At 66.8% G+C, this 22,422-nt stretch carries 18 protein-coding genes; 9 read left to right on the top strand and 9 right to left on the bottom strand.

Annotated features, from left to right (window positions below):
* Positions 1-3: 3 nt before the first annotated feature.
* The 5 genes from lapB to cmk form a co-directional block, all read right to left on the bottom strand.
* Positions 4-1,182 carry a lipopolysaccharide assembly protein LapB gene (lapB, locus tag FHY09_RS11265; RefSeq protein ID WP_166926959.1) on the bottom strand — a complete coding sequence of 393 codons (1,179 nt, stop codon included), beginning with the start codon at positions 1,180-1,182 and terminating at the stop codon, positions 4-6.
* A gap of 6 nt (positions 1,183-1,188) precedes the next feature.
* On the bottom strand, positions 1,189-1,470 hold the full coding sequence (locus FHY09_RS11260) for a lipopolysaccharide assembly protein LapA domain-containing protein (protein ID WP_166926958.1): 282 nt from the start codon (positions 1,468-1,470) through the stop codon (positions 1,189-1,191).
* 73 nt (positions 1,471-1,543) lie between these two features.
* Positions 1,544-1,849 (bottom strand): integration host factor subunit beta, encoded by a 306-nt coding sequence (locus FHY09_RS11255; protein ID WP_166926957.1) that lies wholly within the window; start codon positions 1,847-1,849, stop codon positions 1,544-1,546.
* Positions 1,850-1,934: 85 nt separating this feature from the next.
* Complete coding sequence (gene rpsA, locus FHY09_RS11250; protein ID WP_166926956.1) at positions 1,935-3,623, bottom strand: 30S ribosomal protein S1; 1,689 nt, start codon at positions 3,621-3,623, stop codon at positions 1,935-1,937.
* 212 nt (positions 3,624-3,835) lie between these two features.
* On the bottom strand, positions 3,836-4,513 hold the full coding sequence (gene cmk, locus FHY09_RS11245; RefSeq protein ID WP_166926955.1) for a (d)CMP kinase: 678 nt from the start codon (positions 4,511-4,513) through the stop codon (positions 3,836-3,838).
* Positions 4,514-4,732: 219 nt separating this feature from the next.
* On the opposite strand from cmk, the gene ykgO reads away from it, so the two are divergent.
* The 6 genes from ykgO to FHY09_RS11215 all read left to right on the top strand — a co-directional run bounded on the left by ykgO (position 4,733) and on the right by FHY09_RS11215 (position 9,373).
* A complete protein-coding gene (ykgO, locus tag FHY09_RS11240; protein ID WP_005409283.1) occupies positions 4,733-4,858 on the top strand; it encodes a type B 50S ribosomal protein L36 in 126 nt (41 codons plus the stop codon).
* A 129-nt stretch (positions 4,859-4,987) separates the two neighbouring features.
* Positions 4,988-5,317 carry a hypothetical protein gene (locus FHY09_RS11235; protein ID WP_166926954.1) on the top strand — a complete coding sequence of 110 codons (330 nt, stop codon included), beginning with the start codon at positions 4,988-4,990 and terminating at the stop codon, positions 5,315-5,317.
* A 39-nt stretch (positions 5,318-5,356) separates the two neighbouring features.
* Entirely contained in the window at positions 5,357-6,397 is a 1,041-nt protein-coding gene (locus tag FHY09_RS11230) for an agmatine deiminase family protein (protein WP_166926953.1), read from the top strand.
* 282 nt (positions 6,398-6,679) lie between these two features.
* A complete protein-coding gene (locus FHY09_RS11225; protein WP_166926952.1) occupies positions 6,680-7,567 on the top strand; it encodes a carbon-nitrogen hydrolase in 888 nt (295 codons plus the stop codon).
* 20 nt (positions 7,568-7,587) lie between these two features.
* A complete protein-coding gene (locus FHY09_RS11220) occupies positions 7,588-8,118 on the top strand; it encodes a GNAT family N-acetyltransferase (RefSeq protein ID WP_166926951.1) in 531 nt (176 codons plus the stop codon).
* Between the two features lie 4 nt (positions 8,119-8,122).
* Entirely contained in the window at positions 8,123-9,373 is a 1,251-nt protein-coding gene (locus tag FHY09_RS11215) for a TraB/GumN family protein (RefSeq protein WP_166926950.1), read from the top strand.
* Between the two features lie 84 nt (positions 9,374-9,457).
* On the opposite strand, the gene FHY09_RS11210 is transcribed toward FHY09_RS11215, so the two are convergent.
* Genes FHY09_RS11210 through FHY09_RS11200 form a run of 3 tightly spaced genes read right to left on the bottom strand, consistent with a single transcriptional unit; the run spans position 9,458 to position 17,192 of the window.
* Entirely contained in the window at positions 9,458-12,535 is a 3,078-nt protein-coding gene (locus FHY09_RS11210) for an efflux RND transporter permease subunit (RefSeq protein WP_166926949.1), read from the bottom strand.
* A complete protein-coding gene (locus tag FHY09_RS11205) occupies positions 12,532-16,047 on the bottom strand; it encodes an efflux RND transporter permease subunit (RefSeq protein ID WP_166926948.1) in 3,516 nt (1,171 codons plus the stop codon). The genes FHY09_RS11210 and FHY09_RS11205 overlap by 4 nt, the downstream gene beginning before the upstream one ends.
* Positions 16,044-17,192, bottom strand: a complete 1,149-nt coding sequence (locus tag FHY09_RS11200; RefSeq protein WP_166926947.1) for an efflux RND transporter periplasmic adaptor subunit — start codon at positions 17,190-17,192, stop codon at positions 16,044-16,046. The genes FHY09_RS11205 and FHY09_RS11200 overlap by 4 nt, the downstream gene beginning before the upstream one ends.
* Positions 17,193-17,423: 231 nt before the next feature.
* Here FHY09_RS11200 and FHY09_RS11195 point away from each other — a divergent pair, with 231 nt between their 5' ends.
* On the top strand, positions 17,424-17,834 hold the full coding sequence (locus FHY09_RS11195; protein ID WP_166926946.1) for a c-type cytochrome: 411 nt from the start codon (positions 17,424-17,426) through the stop codon (positions 17,832-17,834).
* Positions 17,835-17,845: 11 nt separating this feature from the next.
* Entirely contained in the window at positions 17,846-18,307 is a 462-nt protein-coding gene (locus FHY09_RS11190; RefSeq protein ID WP_166926945.1) for a c-type cytochrome, read from the top strand.
* Between the two features lie 769 nt (positions 18,308-19,076).
* On the opposite strand, the gene FHY09_RS11185 is transcribed toward FHY09_RS11190, so the two are convergent.
* Positions 19,077-20,960, bottom strand: coding sequence for an ATP-binding cassette domain-containing protein (locus FHY09_RS11185; protein WP_166926944.1), 1,884 nt, complete (start codon positions 20,958-20,960; stop codon positions 19,077-19,079).
* Between the two features lie 76 nt (positions 20,961-21,036).
* Between FHY09_RS11185 and dbpA the strand changes: the two genes are divergently transcribed.
* Positions 21,037-22,413: an ATP-dependent RNA helicase DbpA gene (gene dbpA, locus FHY09_RS11180; protein ID WP_166926943.1), complete on the top strand. Its 1,377-nt coding sequence runs from the start codon at positions 21,037-21,039 to the stop codon at positions 22,411-22,413.
* The last annotated feature ends 9 nt before the right edge of the window (positions 22,414-22,422 follow it).

Below are 22,422 nucleotides of genomic sequence, written 5' to 3'. Positions count from 1 at the left end.
CGCTCAGAGCACCGCGTAGTTCAACAGCGGCTTGACGGTGCCCCATTCCTTGCAGCTGGGGCATTGCCAGTGGTGCGTACGTGCGCCAAAGCCGCAGCGCGTGCAGCGATAGGCCGGATTGCGCACCAGCAACTGGTCGGTGATGTGCTTGAGATCATGCAGCGTGGCCGTGGAATCGGCCCCTTCCGCCAGCGTCATGTCGATCAGCGCGGCCTCGCCCCTGACGGAGGGACGATCCTTGAGCTGCCGGCCGAGATAGGCGCGGGCCGGCGCGATGCCTTCCTGCTCCTCCATCAGGCGGGCCAACGCGAGCACCGGTGCGATGCCGCGGTAGTGCTCGGTCATTTCCGACAGGAAACTGCGTGCACCCCCCAGATCGCCCACGATCCGGTAGTTCTGCATCAGCGCGGCGAGGACCTCGGGCAGGTACTCGGGATCGTTGCGGGCGGCACGTTCGAAGGCACGCACTGCGGCCTCGGCATTGCCCGCATCGGTTTCCAGGCGTCCTTCGATGATGCCTGCACGGACCGACATCGCATCGGCCTGGTAGGCGCGCGCGATGGCCGCCCGGGCTTCCTCCAGCTTGCCAGCGCCGCGGAAGCGCTCGGCCAATTCGCATTCGAACTGGGCGATCAGCTTGCCCATCGGCTCACCGGTCACTTCCTCGAAGCGGCTGGCGTTGTCGATGGCTTTCTCCCAGTCGCGCTCGGCCTGGTAGATGCCGATCAGATGCTTGAGCGCCTGCGGCGCACGCTGGTCGATCTGCGCAAGGTCGGTGAACACCGTCTCTGCCCTGTCCAGCAGGCCGGACTTCATGTAGTCCTCGCCCAGCGCCAGCAGGGCCTGGACCCGCTGCGGATCACTCAGGTCGGCGCGGTTGACCAGTCCCTGGTGCAGGCGGATCGCGCGATCCACCTCACCGCGGCGGCGGAACAGGTGGCCGAGCGCGACCTGGGTTTCGAACGTTTCCTTGTCCAGTTCCGCAATGTGCAGGAACAGCTCGATGGCCTTGTCCGGCTGCTCGTTGAGCAGGTAGTTCAGGCCACGGAAATAGGTGGTGGAAAGGCGGCTGACCTGGTTGTCACCATGCCGCTGGCCTCCCCGGCGGCCGATCACCCAGCCGGCGACAGCGGCCAGCGGAACCAGCAGGAAATACCAGAAATACTCGGAAACAAATTCCATCTTGGCTCAGCGTCCATCAATGAAGGGAGCGGGGGCAGCACCCGGGCTGACCTGCGCGGTACGGTTGAGGCGACGCAGACGGGCGTACAGCGGGATGACCACGCTGACCAGAACCAGACCGGCCCCCACCACGACGCCCACCAGCAACGCGGTGATCAGCGTCACGCCGACAGATGCGTGGATCTCAGTGAAAACGAGGTTGATCGTCATCGGCGTCATGTTGACGGCGCCCACGATCAGGCCAAGCACAAGCACGGCCAGCAGGACCAGAAGACGAAAAACGTTCATGTGACAGCTCCAACCTCGGGAGGTGCCAGCATATCCGACTCGATGCGACAACGGCATCGGGGATCGCGCCCGATCAGGCGGTTTCGCCATCCTGCGGCGCCACGTCGCTGACGCGCTCGCGCAGCTCCTTGCCTGGCTTGAAATGCGGTACATGCTTGCCCGGCAGCGCGACCGACTCACCCGTCTTCGGATTTCGGCCCAGTCGCGGCGGACGGTAGTGCAGCGAGAAACTGCCGAAGCCCCGGATTTCGATCCGGTCACCGGCCGACAGGGCGCCCCCCATCATCTCCAGCAACGACTTCACCGCGAGATCGACATCGTCTGCCTTCAGGTGCGCCTGGCGGCGCGCGAGGATTTCGATCAGTTCGGATTTGGTCATTGCAGGCTCTTTCCAGGGGTCCCCACCCTGAAACGGCCCGGGCTTCTGCCCGGGCCGTCCAGGAAACTACACAGCGTAAGGCCGATTACTCGGACTTGTTGCCGCCCAGCTGTGCACGCAGCAGCGCGCCGAGCTGGGTCATGCCACCGGATGCTGCGGAAGAGGACTGGTACTCGTCCATCACTTCACGCATCTCGGCATCGTCCTTCGCCTTGATCGACAGCTGCAGGGTACGGCCCTTGCGGTCCATGCCCACGAACTTGGCTTCGATCTTGTCGCCAACCTTCAGGTGCTGGGTCGCATCGTCGACGCGGTCGACCGAGATATCGCGGGCAGCCACGTAGCCCTCGATGCCGTCGGCCAGGTCGATGATGGCGCCCTTGGCGTCAACTTCCTTGACCACGCCTTCCACCTTCGAACCCTTCGGGTTGACCGCCATGAACTGACCGAACGGGTCCTGCTCAAGCTGCTTCACGCCGAGGCTGATGCGCTCGCGTTCCGGATCGACGGCCAGGACGACGGCGTCCAGGTTGTCGCCCTTCTTGAAGTTGCGCACGATGTCTTCGCCAGTGGTCGCCCAGCTGATGTCGGACAGGTGGACCAGGCCGTCGATACCGCCGTCCAGGCCGATGAAGATGCCGAAGTCGGTGATCGACTTGATCTGGCCCGACACCTTGTCACCCTTCTTGTGGGTGGCAGCGAAGGTTTCCCACGGATTGGCGGCAACCTGCTTCATGCCCAGCGAGATGCGGCGACGCTCTTCGTCGCAGTCCAGCACCATCACTTCGACTTCGTCACCAACCTGCACCACCTTGGACGGGTTGACGTTCTTGTTGGTCCAATCCATTTCCGACACGTGCACCAGGCCTTCCACGCCCGGCTCGATCTCGACGAACGCGCCGTAATCGGTCACGTTGGAGACCTTGCCGAACACGCGGCTGTTGGCCGGGTAACGACGCGAGATGTTGTCCCACGGATCCTCGCCCAGCTGCTTCAGGCCGAGCGAAACGCGGTTGCGCTCGCGGTCGAACTTCAGCACGCGCACGTCCAGCTCGTCGCCGACGTTGACGACTTCGGACGGGTGGCGCACGCGCTTCCAGGCCATGTCGGTGATGTGCAGCAGGCCGTCGATACCGCCCAGGTCCACGAACGCGCCGTAATCGGTCAGGTTCTTGACGACACCCTTCAGGATCGCGCCTTCCTGCAGCTTGTCCATCAGCTGCTCGCGCTCTTCCGAGTGCTCGCTCTCGACGACAGCGCGGCGCGACACCACGACGTTGTTACGCTTGCGGTCCAGCTTGATCAGCTTGAACTCCAGCTCCTTGCCTTCCAGGTAGGCCGGATCGCGCACGGGGCGCACATCGACCAGCGAACCCGGCAGGAAGGCGCGGACATCCTTGATGTCCACGGTGAAACCACCCTTGACCTTGCCGCTGATGCGACCGGTGATGGTTTCGTTCTTTTCCAACGCTTCTTCCAGCTCGTCCCACACCATCGCGCGCTTGGCCTTCTCGCGCGACAGGACGGTCTCACCGAAGCCGTTCTCGATGGAATCGAGGGCGACCTTGACGATATCGCCTTCGGCGACATCGATCTCGCCAGCGTCGTTACGGAACTGTTCGATCGGCACGATGCCTTCGGACTTCAGCCCGGCGTTGATCACCACGACATCGCCGCGGACTTCCACGACGGTACCGCTGACGATCGAGCCCGGCTTCAGCTTGGCCAGATTGGCCTGGCTGGCTTCAAACAGTTCGGCAAAAGATTCGGTCATTAGATTTACTCTGTTGATCACATGGGCCAGCGGTGCTCTTCAAGAACGCCCGACTGCCCGCCTGTTGGTCGACCCCGGGAAAAGCGGCCGTGTGTGAAGTGGTTAAACCGCCACGCATCATTGCGCGACGGAGCGTTTACTGCCTGCGGTACGTTGATGCGATTGAACGCGACGACCGCCGATGCTGCGGGCGGTACTCCTGTGCGAACGGATCAGGCAGCCGGAACCGGAAGCAGATCCATCACTCGTGCAACGACATCATCGATGCCGATACCAGTGGTATCGATGAGGACGGCATCGTCTGCCGGCTTCAGGGGCGCCACAGTGCGCTGTGCATCACGGGCGTCGCGGGCCATGATCTCGCGCAGGAGGTCTTCAAAGTTAACAGAAACCCCCTTGTCATTCAACTGCTTATGCCGGCGCTCCGCGCGCTCCCCGGCGCTGGCCGTCAGGAAGACCTTGAATGGGGCATCCGGGAAGATGACCGTCCCCATGTCACGGCCGTCGGCGACCAGTCCCGGCGCCAGCCTGAATGCGCGCTGCCGGTCCTTCAGGGCGCTGCGCACCTCGGGGATGGCGGCAATGGCCGAGGCCAGCGCGCCCGTGGTTTCCAGCCGCAGCTCGTCGGTGGCATCGGTGCCGTTGACCAGCACCCGCATCGCTTCGCCCTGCTCGACAAACTGCACCCGCGTGTCGAAGGTGCACCGCACCAGCGCGGAGGCATCGGAGGTATCGATGTCGGCCCAGCTGGCCGCGACCCCGACCGCCCGGTACAGCGCCCCCGAATCCAGGTAGTGCCAGCCCAGGCGGCGCGCCACGATGCGGCTGATGGTACCCTTGCCAGCCCCTGAGGGGCCGTCGATGGTCAGGACGGGAACGAGGTCGGACATGGGGTTTCCAGCAGCGGTGAAGAAGCCATTCTAGCCCCTCCCCGGGCCGCATCCGCGAGCCGTCTGCGCAACCACTTGAAACGATGGAGAAAAGCCCGGTAGAATGGCGGGCTTGAACGAGCGTCAACGCTGATTGTTTCGGCATATCGCGGCCGCGCTCCACTCGAACACGCTCCATCCGAGCAATCATCAACACTTACGTGTACGCCGAGGTATGCCATGAAAGTCCTGTCCTCCCTGAAGTCGGCGAAGGCCCGTCACCGTGACTGCAAGGTCGTGCGTCGCCGTGGCAAGATCTTCGTCATCTGCAAGTCGAACCCGCGTTTCAAGGCGCGTCAGCGCTGAGTCGGCTGGCCCTTGCGGCCATCGACAGGGCCTTCGCGGGCCGGTTTGAAGACGAAAGCCGCCTCCGGGCGGCTTTCTGCTTTATTCATGCTGTAATTGCCGTTCTTGACCACTGGGGAGTAGATCGGGATGAAGCATCGTCTGTTGTGCCTGGCCGCACTGGCCACCGTTTTCACCGCCACGCCCGCGCTGGCCGACACCCTGCTGGTGGACCGCGCGGCCGAGCGCCCTGCCCTGGTGCTGCCGGCACGGGGCGAGAGCATGCAGCAGGTGCAGGCCCGCTTCGGCGCACCGGCCGAGCAGCTTGATCCGCGCGGTGGCCAGAAGCGGCAATGGCCGACCATCAACCGCTGGGTCTACCCGCAGTTCACCGTCTATTTCGAGAAGCAGAAGGTGATCGACGTGGTGGCCAACAAGGCAGCTCCGAACGAGATCGGTCCGCGACCGCCGATCCGCTGACAACCCGGCCCGCCAGTGCGGGCGAATGCAAGTGAGACCATGAACCAGACCCTTCGTTTTCCTGCCGAGTGGGAAGCCCAGAGCGGCGTCCTGATTGCCTGGCCGACGGCCGACACCGACTGGGCCGACCGCCTGGGCCAGGTGGAAGAGACCTATATCGCCCTGGTGGCCGCGATCACCCGCTTCCAGCCCGTGCTGATCTGCGTCGCCGATGACGATGTGGAGACCTACGCCGAAATGCGCCTGCGCTCCAACCGCATCGACATGGCGCGCGTGCACTTCACGACGGCGGCCTACGACGACACCTGGCTGCGCGATTCCGGCCCGATCACGCTGGCGCGCGGGGACGGCGGCTTCCAGCTGCTCGATTTCCGCTTCACCGGCTGGGGCGGCAAGTTCGACGCCAGCCTGGATGACCAGCTGGTCGGCGTCCTGGCGGAAGCCGACGTGTTCACCGGCGCGGACGTGCGCAGCATCGCCTTCGCACTCGAAGGTGGCGGGATCGAGACCGACGGCCAGGGCACGTTGCTGACCACCTGGAAATGCCTGCATGAGCGCCATCCGACGCGCGAGCGCGAGAGCCTGTCGGCGGATCTGGCGCAGTGGCTGCACCAGGACCGCGTGTTGTGGCTGGATCATGGCTACCTGGAAGGTGATGACACCGACGCGCACATCGACACGCTGGCGCGTTTCGCGTCGGCCGACAGCATCGTCTACCAGGCCTGCGATGACGTGAACGACTCGCACCATGCGGAGCTGCAGGCCATGGGCGATGAACTGGCGGCGCTGCGGACGGTGGATGGGCAGCCGTACCGGCTGTTCCCGCTGCCGTGGCCGCAGCCAGTGCTGGACGAGGGCCGCCGGCTGGCGGCGTCGTATGCGAACTTCCTGATCATCAATGGCGCGGTGCTGATGCCGGCATACGGCGATCCGGCTGACGATGCGGCGCGCGATGTCCTGGCGGCCGCGTTCCCGGGACGGGAGATCGTGCAGGTGCCCTGCCGTTCGCTGATCTGGCAGAACGGCAGCCTGCATTGCATCACGATGCAGTTGCCGGCGGGGCTGCTGGCGAACGGCTGAACCCCTCGTAGCGGGTGCGGGTCCCGTGATGCGGGGCCGGGCAGGTACAGGTGGCAGGGGACGGCAGAAGCCGCTCCTGCGGGTTTGCCTCGCGCCATCCATGGCGCTCAACGCCCCCTGCCCCGGCCCGACCCGCTGACCGTTCACCGTCTGCGCCCGCCACGGAAGGAGGGTGGATGAAATGGGCGGGGGATTGCCCCGCACCTGCGGTTAAGCCCGCACCCCACCGCCCTCCCCCATCCGCGTTAACATGCGTGTTTTCCCCCGCAGGAACGCTTCCGGATGAGTCCCCGCCAGCCCCTTACCGTCGCCCTGATCCAGGAGCGCAACCACGGTGATGCCGCCGCCAATCTCGCCGTGATCGAAACCCGCGTTGCCGAAGCGGCCGCGCAGGGCGCCAAGCTGGTCCTGCTCCAGGAACTGCACAACGGCGCGTACTTCTGCCAGCAGGAAAGCGTCGAGGCATTCGACCTCGCCGAGCCGATTCCCGGCCCCAGCACCGAGCGCCTGGGCGCCCTAGCACGCCAGCACGGCGTGGTCATCGTGGCCTCGCTGTTCGAGCGCCGCGCCGCCGGGCTGTATCACAACACCGCGGTTGTCTTCGAAAAGGACGGTACGCTGCTCGGCAAGTACCGCAAGATGCACATCCCCGACGATCCGGGGTTCTACGAGAAGTTCTACTTCACCCCGGGCGACCTCGGTTTCACCCCCATCGATACCTCCGTCGGCCGCCTCGGCGTGCTCGTCTGCTGGGACCAGTGGTACCCCGAAGCGGCCCGCCTGATGGCGCTGGCCGGTGCCGAGCTGCTGCTCTATCCCACCGCGATCGGCTGGGACCCGGACGACGCCAAGGACGAGCAGACCCGCCAGCGTGATGCGTGGATCCTCAGCCATCGCGGCCATGCCGTGGCCAACGGCCTTCCCGTGCTGAGCTGCAACCGGGTGGGTCATGAGCCGTCGCCGATGGGTGCCTCGGGCATCCAGTTCTGGGGCAACAGCCATGTCCTCGGCCCGCAGGGCGAGTTCATCGCCGAAGCCGGCACCGACGCCACTGTGCTGGTCTGCGACGTGGACCTGCAGCGCAGCGAGCAGGTACGTCGGATCTGGCCATTCCTGCGTGATCGCCGCATCGACGCCTACGGCGACCTGCTCAAGCGTTACATCGACTGATCCGTTCCGGAGCCTGGGCCATGGGTGTACTCATCCGCGCTGTCGGCCTTGCCGACATGCCCGCCATCACCGCCATCTACGCGGTGGAGGTGACCGACTTCGTCAACACCTACGAGTACGACATCCCGGATGCGCAGGAGATGGCCCGGCGCATGCAGGACATCGTCGCGCGGGGTTTTCCGTACCTCGTCGCCGAGGTCGATGGCGCGGTCGCCGGCTACGCCTACGCCAACACCTACCGCACCCGCGTGGCCTACCAGTGGACGGTGGAGAACTCGGTCTATGTCGATGCCGCCTTCCAGGGCCGTGGCGTGGGTACCACGCTGCTCCGGTCGCTGATCGAGGCGTGCACCGAACGCGGCTACCGTCAGATGGTCGCGGTCATCGGCGAACCCTCCAATTCCGCTTCCATCAGGCTGCATGAACGCTTCGGCTTCCAGCTTGTCGGCGTCTTTAAAGGCCTGGGCCGCAAGCACGGGCGCTGGCTGGACACCGTCCAGATGCAGCGCCCGCTGGGCGACGGCGCGGACAGCGCCCCTACACACGAGTAACTGCATGACCGACATTGTTCCCCTGCCCCACGCTGATGCCACCGACGATGCCCTGTTTGCCGGGCAACCGGTACGTGTGGTCCAGCGCGATGGCGTGCGCTACACCCTGCTGGGTACCGCGCATGTCTCCCATGCCAGCGTCGAGGCGGTGGAAAAAGCCATCGACAGCGGTCGCTTCGACGCCGTCGCGGTGGAGCTTGATCCGCAGCGCCTGCAGGCACTGACCGACCCGGACACGCTGTCCAAGCTGGATCTGGTCGACGTCATCCGCAAGGGTCGGGTGTCCTTGTTCGCTGCCAACCTTGCACTGGCGGCCTACCAGCGGCGCCTGGCCGAACAGCTGGGCATCGAGCCGGGTGCCGAGCTCAAGCGTGCCGTGGGCCTGGCCCGCGAACGCGGCCTGCCGGTGCACCTGATCGACCGCGAAGTGGGGCTGACGTTCAAGCGGGCCTCCCAGCGCCTGGGCTTCTTCGGCAAGCTGAAGCTGATGACCGGGCTGGCCGCGGGCCTGTTCTCCTCCGATGATGTCGGCGAGGACGAGATCGAGAAACTCAAGCAGGGCGACATGCTCGAATCGAGTTTCGGCGATTTCGCCAAGGAGAGTCCCGCGCTCTACGAAACCATCATCGGCGAGCGTGATCGTTACATGGCCACGCGCCTGCGCGAGGAGCGGGCCCTGCAGGGCAGCGCGCCGGCGCAGCGCGAGGTGCTGGCCGTAGTGGGCGCAGGCCACCTGGCGGGCCTGGCCCGTTACCTGGAGAGCGACCGGGAGGAGCCGGTCGGCGTGCGCGCGCAGCTGGAAGCGGTACCGAAAAAACGCAACATTCCGTGGTTCACCCTGGCCCTCATGGCGGTGGTACTGACCGGCGTCGGCGTGGGGTTCTACCGCGGTGGCCTGGACGTGGGCGCGCACCTGCTCGGCGTCTGGGCCATGTATACCGGCGGCCTGGCGGGCCTGGGCTGCCTGCTCGCCGGTGGCCACCCGCTGAGCATCCTGACCGCGATCGCCGTGGCGCCGTTCAAGCCATTCCGGCTGAGCATCCCGACCGGCGCCTTCGCCGCGCTGGTGGAAGCGCGCCTTCGCAAGGCCACCTACGAAGATTTCCTCAAGCTGCGCGACGACGCGGCGTCGGTGAAGGGCTGGTACCGCAACCGCGTCACCCGGGTGGTGCTGACCTTCATGCTGACCAACATCGGCAGCGGCATCGGCCTGTGGCTGGCGGGCTTCCATGTGCTGGGCAAGGTCGCTAGCTGACGGCCTGCCACCGGGTCACCGGGCAGCGGGGCCGCGCCCCGCTTGATCCGTGCCATCGCGCCACCAGCGGCGCAAGGCCCCGCGTCAGGGGCTTGCTTCCGGTACGGGCACGCCGCGGCCGCGTGCCTTGACGATCATCTGCGTGGCCGACAGGCGCATGTCATCCAGCACGGCATAGATGGTCGGAAGGAACAGCAGGCTGACCACCGTGGAGAACGCCAGGCCACCGGCGATGGCACGCGCCATCGGGTAGTACGGCGGTCCATCGCCGAACATCTGGGTGTCGGTCAGCGAGATCGGCACCATGGCCAGGATCGCCGTGCCCATCGTCATCATGATCGGGCGCAGCCGCTCGCGCGAGCCTTCCACCAGCGCCTGCGTGCGGCCCATGCCATGACGCCTCAGGTTGTTGATGTGCTCGATCATCACGATGCCGTTGTTCACCACCACGCCCATCAACACCAGGATGCCGATGAAGGACATGATCCCGAACGCGGTGCCGGTCAGCCAGAACAGCCAGAATACGCCGAAGATGGAGAACACCACGCCGCTCATGATCGCGGCCGGGAACAGCAGCGACTCGAACACCGCGGCCATCACCACGTAGATCATCACCAGCGCGATGAGCAGGTTGAACAGCATCTGCTGCATGGCCTCATCGTCGTTGCCGAAATCGCCGCCATCGAAGGTGTAGCTGTAGCCCGCCGGGAAATTCATCGGCTCGAGCACGGCCTCCATCGCCTTGCGGGCCTCCGGCGCGGTGACCTTGTCCGGCAGGCTGGCCTTGAGGGTCAAGGTGGTCTGGCGGTTGGTCCGCCCGATCTGCGTGGCCGATGACAGGATCTCCACCGTGACCAGGCTGCGCAGCGGCACGGTGCGGCCATCGCCGGTGCGCACGCTGAAGCCATCCAGGTCTTCCGGCGTGGTCTGCTCCGCGCCGGCGAAGCGCACCCACACCGGGACTTCGTTGTCACCGCGGCGGAACTCGCGCATCGGTGCGCCGCGCAGCGCCAGGCCGACGAAGCTGGCGACCTGCTCGGCATCGAAGCCGAAGGCGGCCGCACGCTCGCGGTCGACCCGGATGGTCAGCTCGCTGCCACGCTCGCCATTGTCGATGCGCACATCGCGCAGCTCTTTGCGTTGCGCGAGCAGGGGCACCACCTCCTTGCCGATCTCCTGCAGCATCGAACTGGAATCGCCCACCAGCTGCACCTGCACGCCGCTGTTGCCACCGCCGTCGCCGCCCTGGTTGCCGACGAAATAATCCGTGCGCGCCGAACGGGGCAGGCCCTTGCGCACCTCTTCCTGGATGGACTTGATGTCCTTGGCATGCGCCGGATCGAGGGTGACCGTGGTCGAGCCGCCCTCCTCCTCGCTGTACCAGGAATAGACCTGGGTGATGTGCAGGCGCTCGCGGTTGGCATCCACCCAGTCCTCCACGCGTTTGACCTCATCGGACATCTGGCGGTAGGTGTAGGCACCCTTCCACATGTAGCCGATGTAGATGTCCTTGCCGCCTTCGCCGCCGAACATGTCGACCTTGGTCAGCTTCATCGGTACGAGGCTGACCAGCACCACCAGCACGATACCGAGCACGCTCCAGCCACGGTGGCGCAGGGTCCAGTCCAGCAGCACGGCATAACGGCGCTGCAGCCGCGCGATGATGCCGGTCTGCGAGTGCAGCAGCCGGGGGGTTTCCATGCGCGCGGACAGCATCGGGATCAGGCTCACCGCCACCAGCCAGGACGCCAGCAGCGAGACCGAGATGGTGATCGCGATCTGCGACATGAAGATGCTGATGTTGTTCGTCTCGCCGAACAGGTTCGGGATGAACACGATGCAATGGCACAGCGTGCCTGCGCTGAGCGCGATGGCCACGTTGCGGGTGCCGATGATCGAGGCCAGCCGCGGCTGGCCGGGCATGCGCTCGCGCTCCTGGTAGATGCTCTCCACCACCACCACCGCGTTGTCCACCAGCATGCCCACGGCCAGCAGCAGGCCCATCATGGTCAGGATGTTGAGCGTGACGCCGACGAAGTACATGAAGCCCAGCGTGATCACGAAGCAGATCGGGATGGCCAGGGTGACCATCAGCGTGGACGGCCAGTGGCGCAGGAAGAAGAACAGCACCGTCACCGAAAGGATCAGGCCCACGGCACCGGCTTCGGCCAGTTCCAGCAGCGAGGACGTCACCGTCTTGCCCTGGTTGTCGATGACCTTGACCTGCACGTCGCGCATGCTGGCCTGCGCGCGGATGGCATCCACTTCGGCCAGCGCCGCGCGCGAGACCTCCACCAGGTTCGCGCTGCGCTCCTTGTAGATGTCCAGGCCGATCGCCGGGTTGCCATCCAGGCGGCGGCCATAGCTCATGCGCGTGGGCTTGAGCCGTATCTCGGCGATGTCCCCCAGGCGCAGACCGGTGGCGTTGATCACCAGCTCGCGCATCTCCTGCAGGTCGGTGATTTCGCCCACCGGCTGGATCCGTACGCGCTGCCCATGATCATCGATCTGACCGGCCGACAGCGAGAAGTTCAGCGTGCGCAGGCGTTCGCTGAGCTCGTTGATGCTCAGCCCGTGCGCGGTGAGCCGGTTGGGATCGATGGCGATCTCGACCTCGTTGGGTGGCGCGCCGGAGATCTCCACGCGGGCCACGCCGGGAATGCGTTCCAGGCGCCGCTTGAACTCCCGGTCGAGCATGTCGTACGCGCCGGTGAGGTCGGTATCGCTGGCCAGGCGCACCTTGAGCACAGGTTCATCGCTGCTGGACCACTTGAACACGTTGTAGCGCTGCAGATCATCCGGCAGCTCGCTGCGGATCGCATCAATGCGCTCGCGCGCATCCGAGGCGGCGATGGCGATATCACGGTCCCAGTCGCTGAATTCGATGAAGATGCTCGCCCCTTCGGAGGTCGCCGAGGAGCGCATGCGCTTGATGCCGGTCATCGTCGCCAGGCTTTCCTCTACGGGACGGATGACCGTGCGCTCCACTTCCTCGGGCGTGGAGCCGGTGTAGGGCACCTGCACGAACAGGAACGGTGCGGTGATGTCGGGCAGCGCTTCGAGCGGCAGCCGGAACGAGGCGATCAGGCCCACTACCACCAGTGACACGAAACACATGATGGTGGTGACCGGACGCCGGATGGAGAACTCGGCGACGCTCATGCACTGCCCTCCACGACCTGCTCACCTGCGCCGCCGTGCAGGCGGCCACGCTCGCGGTAGTAGGCATCGCCCCTGCGGTCCATCAGGTCGTAGACCACCGGGATCACCAGCAGGGTCAGCAGGGTGGACACCAGCAGGCCGCCGATCACGGTGATCGCCATGGGTGCGCGGACTTCGGCGCCCTCGCCCATCGCCACGGCCAACGGCAGGAAGCCGAACAGCGTGCACAGCGTGGTCATGATGATCGGCCGCAGGCGCGAACGCGCGCCCTCCACCAGCGCCTCGCGCTTGGGCACGCCTGCCTCGCGCAGCTGGTTGACCTTGTCGATCAGGATGATCGCGTTCTTGGTCACCAGTCCCACCAGCAGGATCAGACCGATGAACACCACCACCGAGATCGGCTTGCCACTGAGCAGCAGGGCCAGCACTGCGCCCACCAGCGCCAGTGGAATGGTGAACAGGATGACGAACGGATGCAGCAGCGACTCGAACTGCGAAGCCATCACCAGGTAGACCAGGAAGATCGCCAGCGCGAAGGCGAAGATCAGCGAACGCGCGGACTCCGCCAGCTCCTCGCCCTGCCCACCGATGTGCATGCCCACGGCGGCCCCCAGCGGCTGCTCGGCCACCATGGCCTGCACCTCGCGCATCGCAGCGCCGAGGTCGATGTCGCGCAGGTTCGCCGACACCACGGCCACGCGTGTCTGGTCGGCGCGGTGGATCTCGCTCGGGCCGGTGGTCGCGACCACCTCGGCCACGGCATCCAGGGTGACCGGCCGCGTACTGCCCGGATTGACGATCAACCGGCGGATGCTGTCCACGCTGGCTCGGTCGGCTTCCTGCACGCGCACCAGCACGTCGATCTTGCGGTCACGGAAGCTGTAGCGCGTGGCCACGTCGCCGCGCACCTTCTTGACCACCACGTCAGCGATCTGTCGCGTGGTCAGGCCCAGTGCGCCGGCGCGTTCCTGATCGAAGCGGATCTGGATTTCAGGGAAGCCCTCCTCCACCGTCGATTTCACGTCGGCATAGTGCGCGTTGCCGCGCAGCATCGCCGCCAGGCGCTGCCCGGCGCGTTCCAGCGCCGCCATGTCCTGGCCGCGCAGCTCGATTTCCAGCGGCGTGGAGAAGCTGAACAGTGCCGGCCGTGCGAAGTCCACCTGCACACCGGGATGGGTGGCCATGGTCGAGCGCAACCGGTCGCTGATGGCCGCTTCGGTGCGCGCATCGCCCCCGCCCGCCATGACCACCGTCAGCTTGCCGATGTTCTCACCGCTCTCGGTCGGGCTGGCGTCCAGGCGCGTACCGGCGCCACTGACGCCGTACAGCGACGCAATGCCTTCGCCGGCCGGCTGCGTGCCATCGCCGTGCGCCAGCTGCAGCTCGCGTACCACCGCGTCGGTCTGCTTGAGCGGCGTGCCCGCAGGCAGTTTCACCGTCATCTCGAACCGGTCCTGCGCCAGCTGCGGAATCAGGTCGGCACCCAGCAGTGGCACCACCGCCATGGTGCCCACGAAGGCCAGCGCGGCCAACCCCAGCACCTTGCCGGGATGGGCCAACGCGCCCGGCAGCAGGCACAGGTAACGGCGCTCGGCGCCGGCGTAGGGCTTCATTGCTACATCACTGGCGCGGCGCATCACCGGGGCGACCACCGCCACCAGCCCACGCCACACCCGAACGATCAACCATGCCAGGCCGAAGAAGCTCCAGCGCAGGCCGGCCATGACGCCGCGGCGGCCGCCGGCCACGGGCTTCAGCCAGCGCTGCCGGGGCTGCCAGGGCGCGCTCTGCGTTTCAGCCGGGAAGGCCAGCGGCGGACGCCCCTTCAGCGAGCTCAGCATCGGGATCAGGGTCATTGACACCAGCAGCGAGATCGCGATGGCGATGGCCACGGTCAGCGCCTGGTCGCGGAACAGCTGGCCGGCGATCCCTTCGACGAACACCAGCGGCAGGAACACGGCGATGGTGGTCAACGTGGAGGCGACCACCGCCATGCTCACCTCGCGCGTGCCGGTGATGGCCGCCTGCAGCACGCCCAGGCCGCGCTCGCGGGCCTTGGCGATGCTCTCCAGCACCACGATGGAATCATCCACCACCAGGCCGGTGGCAAGGGCCAGGCCGCCGAGCGACATCACGTTCAAGCTCAGTCCGAGCTGGCCCATGAAGAAGAACGTGGCGATGATCGAGACCGGCAGCGACAGGCTGATGACGAAGGTGCTCCAGCCATCGCGCAGGAACAGGAAGATGATCAGGATCGCCAGCAGGCCGCCGATCACCGCGTCCTTCTTGACGTCGCTGATCGCATGCTCGATGAACCGTGACTGGTCTTCGATGGTGGTCAGTTCGGCGTCGCCCGGGAAGGTCGCCTTGATCTGCTCAAGGCGCGCGCGCAGGGCCCCGGCCGTGGCCACGGTGTTGGCATCGCCCTCCTTGTAGATCGCCAGTTCCACCGCTTCCTTGCCGCCGAGGCGGATGATCGCTTCGCGTTCCTTGTAGCCCTGCCGTACCGTGGCGACGTCTTTCAGCCGTACCGGCATGCCGTTGGCCACCACGCTGGAACCGCCGCCCGAAGAGGCGCTCTGTGCCGCCGACGCTGCCGCGACCGCCGCCGCCGAACCGGTCGATGCGGCGATGTTGAACATCTGCTGCAACGCCGAGTCCGCTGCGCTGCCGTTGGCCGACTGCGTGGTGACGAGCATGTTGCGGATCTCTTCCAGATCCACGAACTGGTTGACGGTACGTACCAGGAAGCGCTGCGAGCCCTCTTCCAGGCGGCCGCCGGAAAGGTTGATGTTCTCTTCCTTCAGCCGCTGGATCACGGTGTCAATGGGCAGGTTGAGCTGGGCCAGCTTCTGCTGGTCGATGTCCACCTGGATCTCGTCTTCAAGACCGCCACCGACCTTCACCGCGGCCACACCGGTCACCGGCTCCAGCTTTTTCTTGAGGTCTTCGTCCGCATAACGGCGCAGGCCGGTGAGCGCCCGGATGCCCTGCGCCTCGCTGGCCGGTGCGTCCTTGCTGGAAAGCACCAGGCGCATGATCGGCTCGGTGGAGGGATTGAAGCGCAGCAGTACCGGTGCCTTCGCTTCCAGCGGCAGGTTCAGCGCCTCCATCTTGTCACGCACTTCCAGGCTGGCCTTGTCCATGTTCGTGCCCCAGGCGAACTCAAGCACCACATCGCTCTGGCCGGTACGCGAGATGGACTTCAGCTTGCGCAGGTTCTTGACCACCCCGACTGCTTCTTCCACCGGTTCGGTGACCAGCGTTTCAATCTCCGACGGTGCCGCGCCGGTGTACTCGGTGCGCACGGTCAACGTCGGATAGCTCAGGTCCGGCAACAGGTTCACCTTCAGGCTTGACAGCGCGATGAGCCCGAACAGGAGCAACGTGACGGTGCACATCGCGATGGTGACGCGGCGGCGCGTGGCGAACTCCACCAGGCCCCCGCCCCTGTGACCCGGCGGCAAGGCATCGTGGGGATCGCGGCCGTGGTTGTTGCCGGCCGATGTCATCGCGCGTCTCCGGCCTTGGCGGCAGGCGCGGGCCGGGCCACCTTCGCGACCTCCTTCGGCACGATGACCTGGACCGCCGTGCCATCCCGCAGCGCCACCTTGCCCGCGGTCACTACCTGATCGCCCGCAGCGAGCCCTTCGCGCACCTCGACCCAGGCGCCTTCGGCGTAGCCCAGCGTCACCGGCACCCGCGCGACCTTGCCGGCGCGGACGCGGAACACGGCCGGTTCACCGTCATCCAGCAGCGCCAGGCGTGGCACCACCAGGGCATCGGCACGCTGGTCGTAGTCGATGCGGATGCGCCCGAACATGCCCGGCTGCAGCGACTGCACGCCCCCATCGAAACGACTGACCACGCGGAAGGTGCCGCTGCCCGAATCCACCACCGGGGAGATGCGATCGACGTGACCGGTGAAGCGCTGTCCCGGCAACGCGTCGGCCATCAGGGTCACTGGCTGGCCGGCACGCAGGGTGGCCAGTTCGCGCTCGGGTACGTTGAGCGTGGCTTCCAGCTGCGCGCTGTCGACGATCCGGAAGATCGGCGTGTTGATCTGCACGAAGTTGCCGGTCTTGATCGATCGTGAGGCGATGACACCCGAGATCGGAGCGGTGACGGTGGTGTAGGAGAGTTCGAGCGTCGCCAGGCGGTACTGCGCACGGGCGTTCTCCACGTCATAGCGCAGCTGGTCCACGTCTGCCGCGCTGACCATCTGCTGGCCGACGAGGCGGTTGGCGCGCTGGTAGTTGTTTTCCAGCTTGCGCATCACCGCTTCGCTCTGCGCCACCGCCAGGCGCGCTCGGTCCGGGTCCAGCCGCACCAGCGGCTGCCCTGCGCGTACCGCCTGGCCTTCCTCGACCAGCACCGCCAGTGCCACGCCCGAGGTCTTGGCGACCACCTGCGCTTCAGCCCGCGGCTCCAGCGCTGCAGTGCCTGTGTAACTGGCGGCGACGCCGCGGTGGTCGGCCACGGCGACTTCCACCGGGACGGCGTCAACCTTTTTCTCCTCGCCCTTGCCCCCCTTGCCCTCGCCGGAGCCGCTGCCTTCGGCGGATGCCCCGCAGCCGGCGAGCAGCAGGGTGGCGGAGAGGACGAGCGCGGCACGGCAGAATCCGCTGCGGCCGGGAAGAACGGGGAGACGTGGCATCGGAGGGTCCTGGAGATGCGGTTACGGTGTGGTAGCAAAGTAATTCACCACCTCACGTGGACACCATATCCCAAAGGTCACGGTTACTTCACATCCGACACGCCGGGAGGCGCTGTGCGGCCATTCAGGCGGCGTCGACGAGGGCGTGCACATCGAGATTCAACGGCTATACTCCGGACAGTTCCGCAACCCCACGCCGGAACGACCAGACCCGCACCCCGGAAGGACATCATGCGCCCGCAGCCGCTCGCCGCTTGTCTTGCTCTGGCCGTACTGCTGCCCCTTGGGGCCGTGGCCGCTCCTGCTCCGCCTGCACCCGCCACCCCTCCCGCCCCAACGCCCCCGGCCCCGCTGCCGGCACCGCAGGCGCCCGCGCCGGCTGCCGCATTGACCGGCAACTTCGACAACGGACGGGTCCTGGCCTACACGTGCCAGGGCTGCCATGGGATCACCGGTTACAAGAACGCGTATCCGAGCTACCGCGTGCCGAAGATCGGCGGACAGAGCGAGCAGTACCTGCTCCAGGCATTGACCGAGTACCGGATGGGCAAGCGCCGGCACCCGACGATGCAGGCACAGTCCATGAGCTTCAGCGAGCAGGAGATCGCCGATCTCGCTGTCTACCTGTCCACCATCAAGTAGGGCACGTCGCCATGTCGAAAGCCGCGTCGTTCATGCGTATCGCCCTCGTCCTGTCCACGCTGGTGCTGGCTGCCTGTGGCCCGTCGCAGGAGGACCCGTCCACGGCATCGCCGGACCAGCCGGGCCAGGCGGCGGGCGATCTGCCGGCACCGTCGTCATCGGCGGGTCTGCCGGCCGGCCGCATTCCCGCGGGTGAAGCCCGCGCGCAGGTGAAGGGCAAAGCAACCGGGCAGAGCTGCATTGATTGCCATGGCGCCGACGGCAATTCACCGATCGATCCGACCTACCCGAAGTTGGGGGGGCAGTACGGCGATTATCTTGCGCATGCGCTGCAAGCCTATCGCAATGGGGATCGCCAGCATGCGCTGATGACGCCGCAGGCGACCGGCCTGAGTGATCAGGAGATCGCGGATCTGGCGGCGTATTTCGGCGCGCGCAGCAGCCAGCTGCGGGACCTGCACGGGGTCAAGTAAGGGCGCTTTCCGCCGGGTAAGGGGCGAGCGGCTGGGCCCCTCGCGGTGGCGGCTGGTGTCGATGCTCGCGATCGGGCCGGGCAGGTGGACCGCGCGGGGGTCGGCAAGGGCTGCATCCTGCGTGCCTCCCGTCGCGCCATCCTTGGCGCCACACGTCCCCGCGCGACCCACCTGCCCGGCCTGCTGACACATCCCGCGTGCGCCAGCCGCGTTGAAAAATAAAAAAGCAAAAGCGAATCATGACTCCGCTCTTTGCGGACAGCCGGGGAGGACCCTCAGCCATGGAACCGTTTGAAGAAGACGGAATGCTCTCGCTCTTCCTGTTCTTTCAACGCGGCTGGCACGCGCGCTGACTGTCGCAGGCCGGGCGGAGGCGGCCGGTGGGGGCGTGTCGCACCAGGGATGGTGCGACGGGAGGCACGCAGGATGCAGCCGTTGCTGTCCCCCACCGGCCGCCTCCGCCCGGCTCACCTCCATGCCTACCGCCGCCAACCGCGAGGGGCTCCGCCGTTCGCCGTTTACTCATCGGAACTCCGCGCCACCGAGCGGCCCGACGAAGACGAAATGCTCTCGCCCTTTTTGTTCTTTCAACGCGGCTGGCACGCGCGCTGACTGTCTCAGGTCGGGCGGCCGGTGGGGGCGTGTCGCACCAGGGATGGTGCGACGGGAGGCACGCAGGATGCAGCCGTTGCCGTCCCCCACCGGCCGCCTCCGCCCGGCCCACCTACATGCCTACCGCCGCCAACCGCGAGGGGCTCCGCCGTTCGCCTCAGCTGTCCAGTTCCTGCCACCGCGCATACGCGGCATCGAGCTCAGCCTGCACCTTGGCCAGCTTCTGGTTATGCGCGGCCATGTCCGCTGCACTGCGCTGGTAGAACGCCGGATCGTTCATCGCTGCGGTCAGCCCTTCCACGTCCTGCTCCAGTGTCTCGATCTTCGCCGGCAGCTGCTCCAGTTCGCGCGCGTCCTTGTAGCTCAGCTTGCGCTTGGCGGCCGCCGGCTCCACAGGCGCTGCCGTCGGGGCCGCCGGTCGTACCGGTGCCGCAGGTGTCGCCGCAGCCAGTGCCGCCTGCTGCGCGGCGTAGCGCTGCCAGTCGGTGTAACCGCCCACGTAATCGCCGACCACCCCGTCGCCCTCCATCACCAGCGTGGACGTCACCACGTTGTCCAGGAAGTCGCGGTCATGGCTCACCAGCAGCAGCGTGCCGGTGTACTCGCCCAGCAGCTCCTCCAGCAGCTCCAGCGTTTCCACGTCCAGATCGTTGGTCGGTTCGTCCATCACCAGCAGGTTGGACGGCTGCGCGAACAGCTTGGCCAGCAGCAGCCGGTTGCGCTCGCCGCCGGACAGGCGGGTGATCGGCGCGCGTGCGCGCTCCGGGGTGAACAGGAAGTCCTGCAGGTAGGCATGCACGTGCTTGCGCTTGCCGTTGAACTCGATGAAATCGCGGCCTTCGGCCACGTTCTCGATGGCTGTCCAGTCTTCGCGCAGCACCGCACGGTACTGGTCGAAGTAGGCGATCTCCAGATTGGTGCCGGCACGCACCTCGCCGCTGTCCGGCGCCAGGTCACCGAGCAGCAGCTTCAGCAGCGTGGTCTTGCCACTACCGTTGGGACCGATCAGGCCGATGCGGTCGCCGCGCAGGATGGTGGCGGAGAAATCACGCACCATGGTGCGCTCGCCGAAGGCGAAGGACACCTCCTTGATGTCGATGACCTTCTTGCCGGAATTGGCCGCCTGCGCCGCTTCCATGCGCACGTTGCCGCTGATGTCACGGCGCACCGAACGCTCGCGGCGCATCTGTTCCAGGCGGCGCACCCGGCCTTCATCGCGCGTGCGGCGCGCCTTGATGCCCTGGCGGATCCAGACTTCCTCCTGCGCCAGCATCTTGTCGAAGCGGGCGTTCTCCTGTGCCTGCGCGTTGAGGCGCTCTTCGCGACGACGCTCGTAGTTGGCCCAGTCGCCCGGCCAGCTGGTGACCTGCCCGCGGTCGATCTCCACGATGCGCGTGGCGAGGGCCCGCAGGAAGCGGCGGTCATGGGTCACGAAAACGACGCTGCCGTTCCAGTTCTTGAGGAACATTTCCAGCCAGTCGATGGCCTCGATGTCCAGGTGGTTGGTCGGCTCGTCCAGCAGCAGCAGGTCAGGGCTGGAGACCAGCGCACGGCCCAGCAGCACGCGACGCTTCATGCCGCCGGACAAGCGTGCGAACTCCGCATCGCCATCCAGATCGAGCTTGGTCAGGGTTTCGCTGACGCGCTGGTCCAGGCCCCAGCCATTGGCGGCATCGATCTTGGCCTGGACCGCACCGAGCGCATCGCCGTCAAACACCTCGGCCACGCTGAGGTGGTGGAACTCGGCCAGCCACTGGCCCAGCTCGCCGAGGCCGTCGGCCACCACGTCGAAGACGCTGCCGGCGGCGCCGTGCGGAACCTCCTGCTCCAGCCGGGTGACGCGCACGCCCTGCTGGACGCGGACCTCCCCGTCATCGGGCTTGTGATCGCCGGAGAGCAGCTTGAGCAGAGTGGACTTGCCGGCGCCGTTGCGGCCGATCAGGGCGATGCGCTCGCCCGGTTCGATCGAAAGTTCGGCTTTTTCCAGCAGCAGGGGGCCGCCGACGCTGAAGTCGACGTTCTGTAGAGTAATCAGGGGCATGCACATAGTGTACGGCCAATCGGGGATGCCGGCCGGCGTTCGGCGCGTCGCGACGGGCGCGCGGTTACAATGGGCGATGACTGACTTCTCGACCCTGCCGCTCAGCCCGGCCCTGCTGCCCGGCCTGGATGCCCTCGGCTACACCCTCATGACGCCCGTGCAGGCGCAAAGCCTGCCGGCCATCCTGGCGCGCCGCGATGTGATCGCGCAGGCGCCCACCGGCAGCGGCAAGACCGCCGCCTTCGGCCTGGGCCTGCTGCAGACCGTGGATCCCGGCGTGTCCCGGGTGCAGGCGCTGGTGCTGTGCCCCACCCGGGAGCTGGCCGACCAGGTCGGCAAGCAGGTCCGCCGGCTGGCGACCGGCATCCCGAACCTGAAGCTGATGGTGCTCACCGGCGGTACGCCGCTGGGTCCACAGCTGGCCTCGCTGGACGCCCAGCACCCGCACGTGGTGGTCGGCACGCCGGGCCGCGTGCAGGAACTGGCGCGCAAGCGCGCGCTCAACCTCGGCGCGGTGCGCACGCTGGTACTGGATGAAGGCGACCGCATGCTCGACATGGGCTTCGAGGAGCCGATCCGCGAGATCGCTGGCCGTACGCACCGCGAGCGCCAGACGCTGCTGTTCTCGGCCACGTTCCCGGACAGCATCCGGGCCATCGCGCGCGACCTGCTCAAGGACGCGGCGGAGGTGACCGTGGACGGCGCCGAGCAGGCGCCGGCGATCAAGCACCTGTTCTGCGAGGTGGAGCCGGCGCACCGGCAGAAGGCACTGGCCGGGCTGCTGCTCAAGTTCACTCCCGAGTCCGCGGTGGTGTTCTGCAACACCCGCAAGGACGTGGACGAGGTCGCGCAGTCACTGCAGCAGTTCGGGTTCTCCGCCCTGCCCCTGCACGGCGACATGGAGCAGCGTGACCGCGAGGAAGTGCTGCTGCAGCTGGCCAACCGCAGCTGCAACGTGCTGGTGGCCAGTGACGTGGCGGCGCGTGGGCTGGATGTGGAAGACCTCGCGGCGGTGATCAACTACGAGCTACCGACCGACGTGGAGACCTACCAGCACCGCGTAGGCCGTACCGGCCGTGCCGGCGCCAGCGGCCTGGCCATCAGCCTGGTCGCCAACCGTGAAAAGAACCGTGCCGAGGCCGTGGAAGCGCAGCGCGGCCAGCCCCTGGACTGGCAGAAGACGCCCTTGGCGACGGCGCGTCCGGCCGAGCTGCCGCAGGCCGCGATGCGTACCCTGCGCATCGACGGTGGCAAGACCGACAAGCTGCGCCCGGGCGACATCCTGGGCGCGCTGACCGGCGAGGCGGGCCTGGCGGGCAAGCACATCGGCAAGATCGCGATCTTCGCCACGCGCTCCTACGTGGCCATCGCACGCGAGCAGGTAAACCGTGCGCTGGGCCAGCTTGAAGCAGGCAAGATCAAGGGCCGCCGCTTCCGCGTCCGCGCGATGTAGCCGCCGGGT

This window comes from Xanthomonas sp. 60 (genome assembly GCF_011761925.1).
Note: the sequence above shows the minus strand (reverse complement) of the source record. Positions and strands in the feature narration are given on the sequence as shown.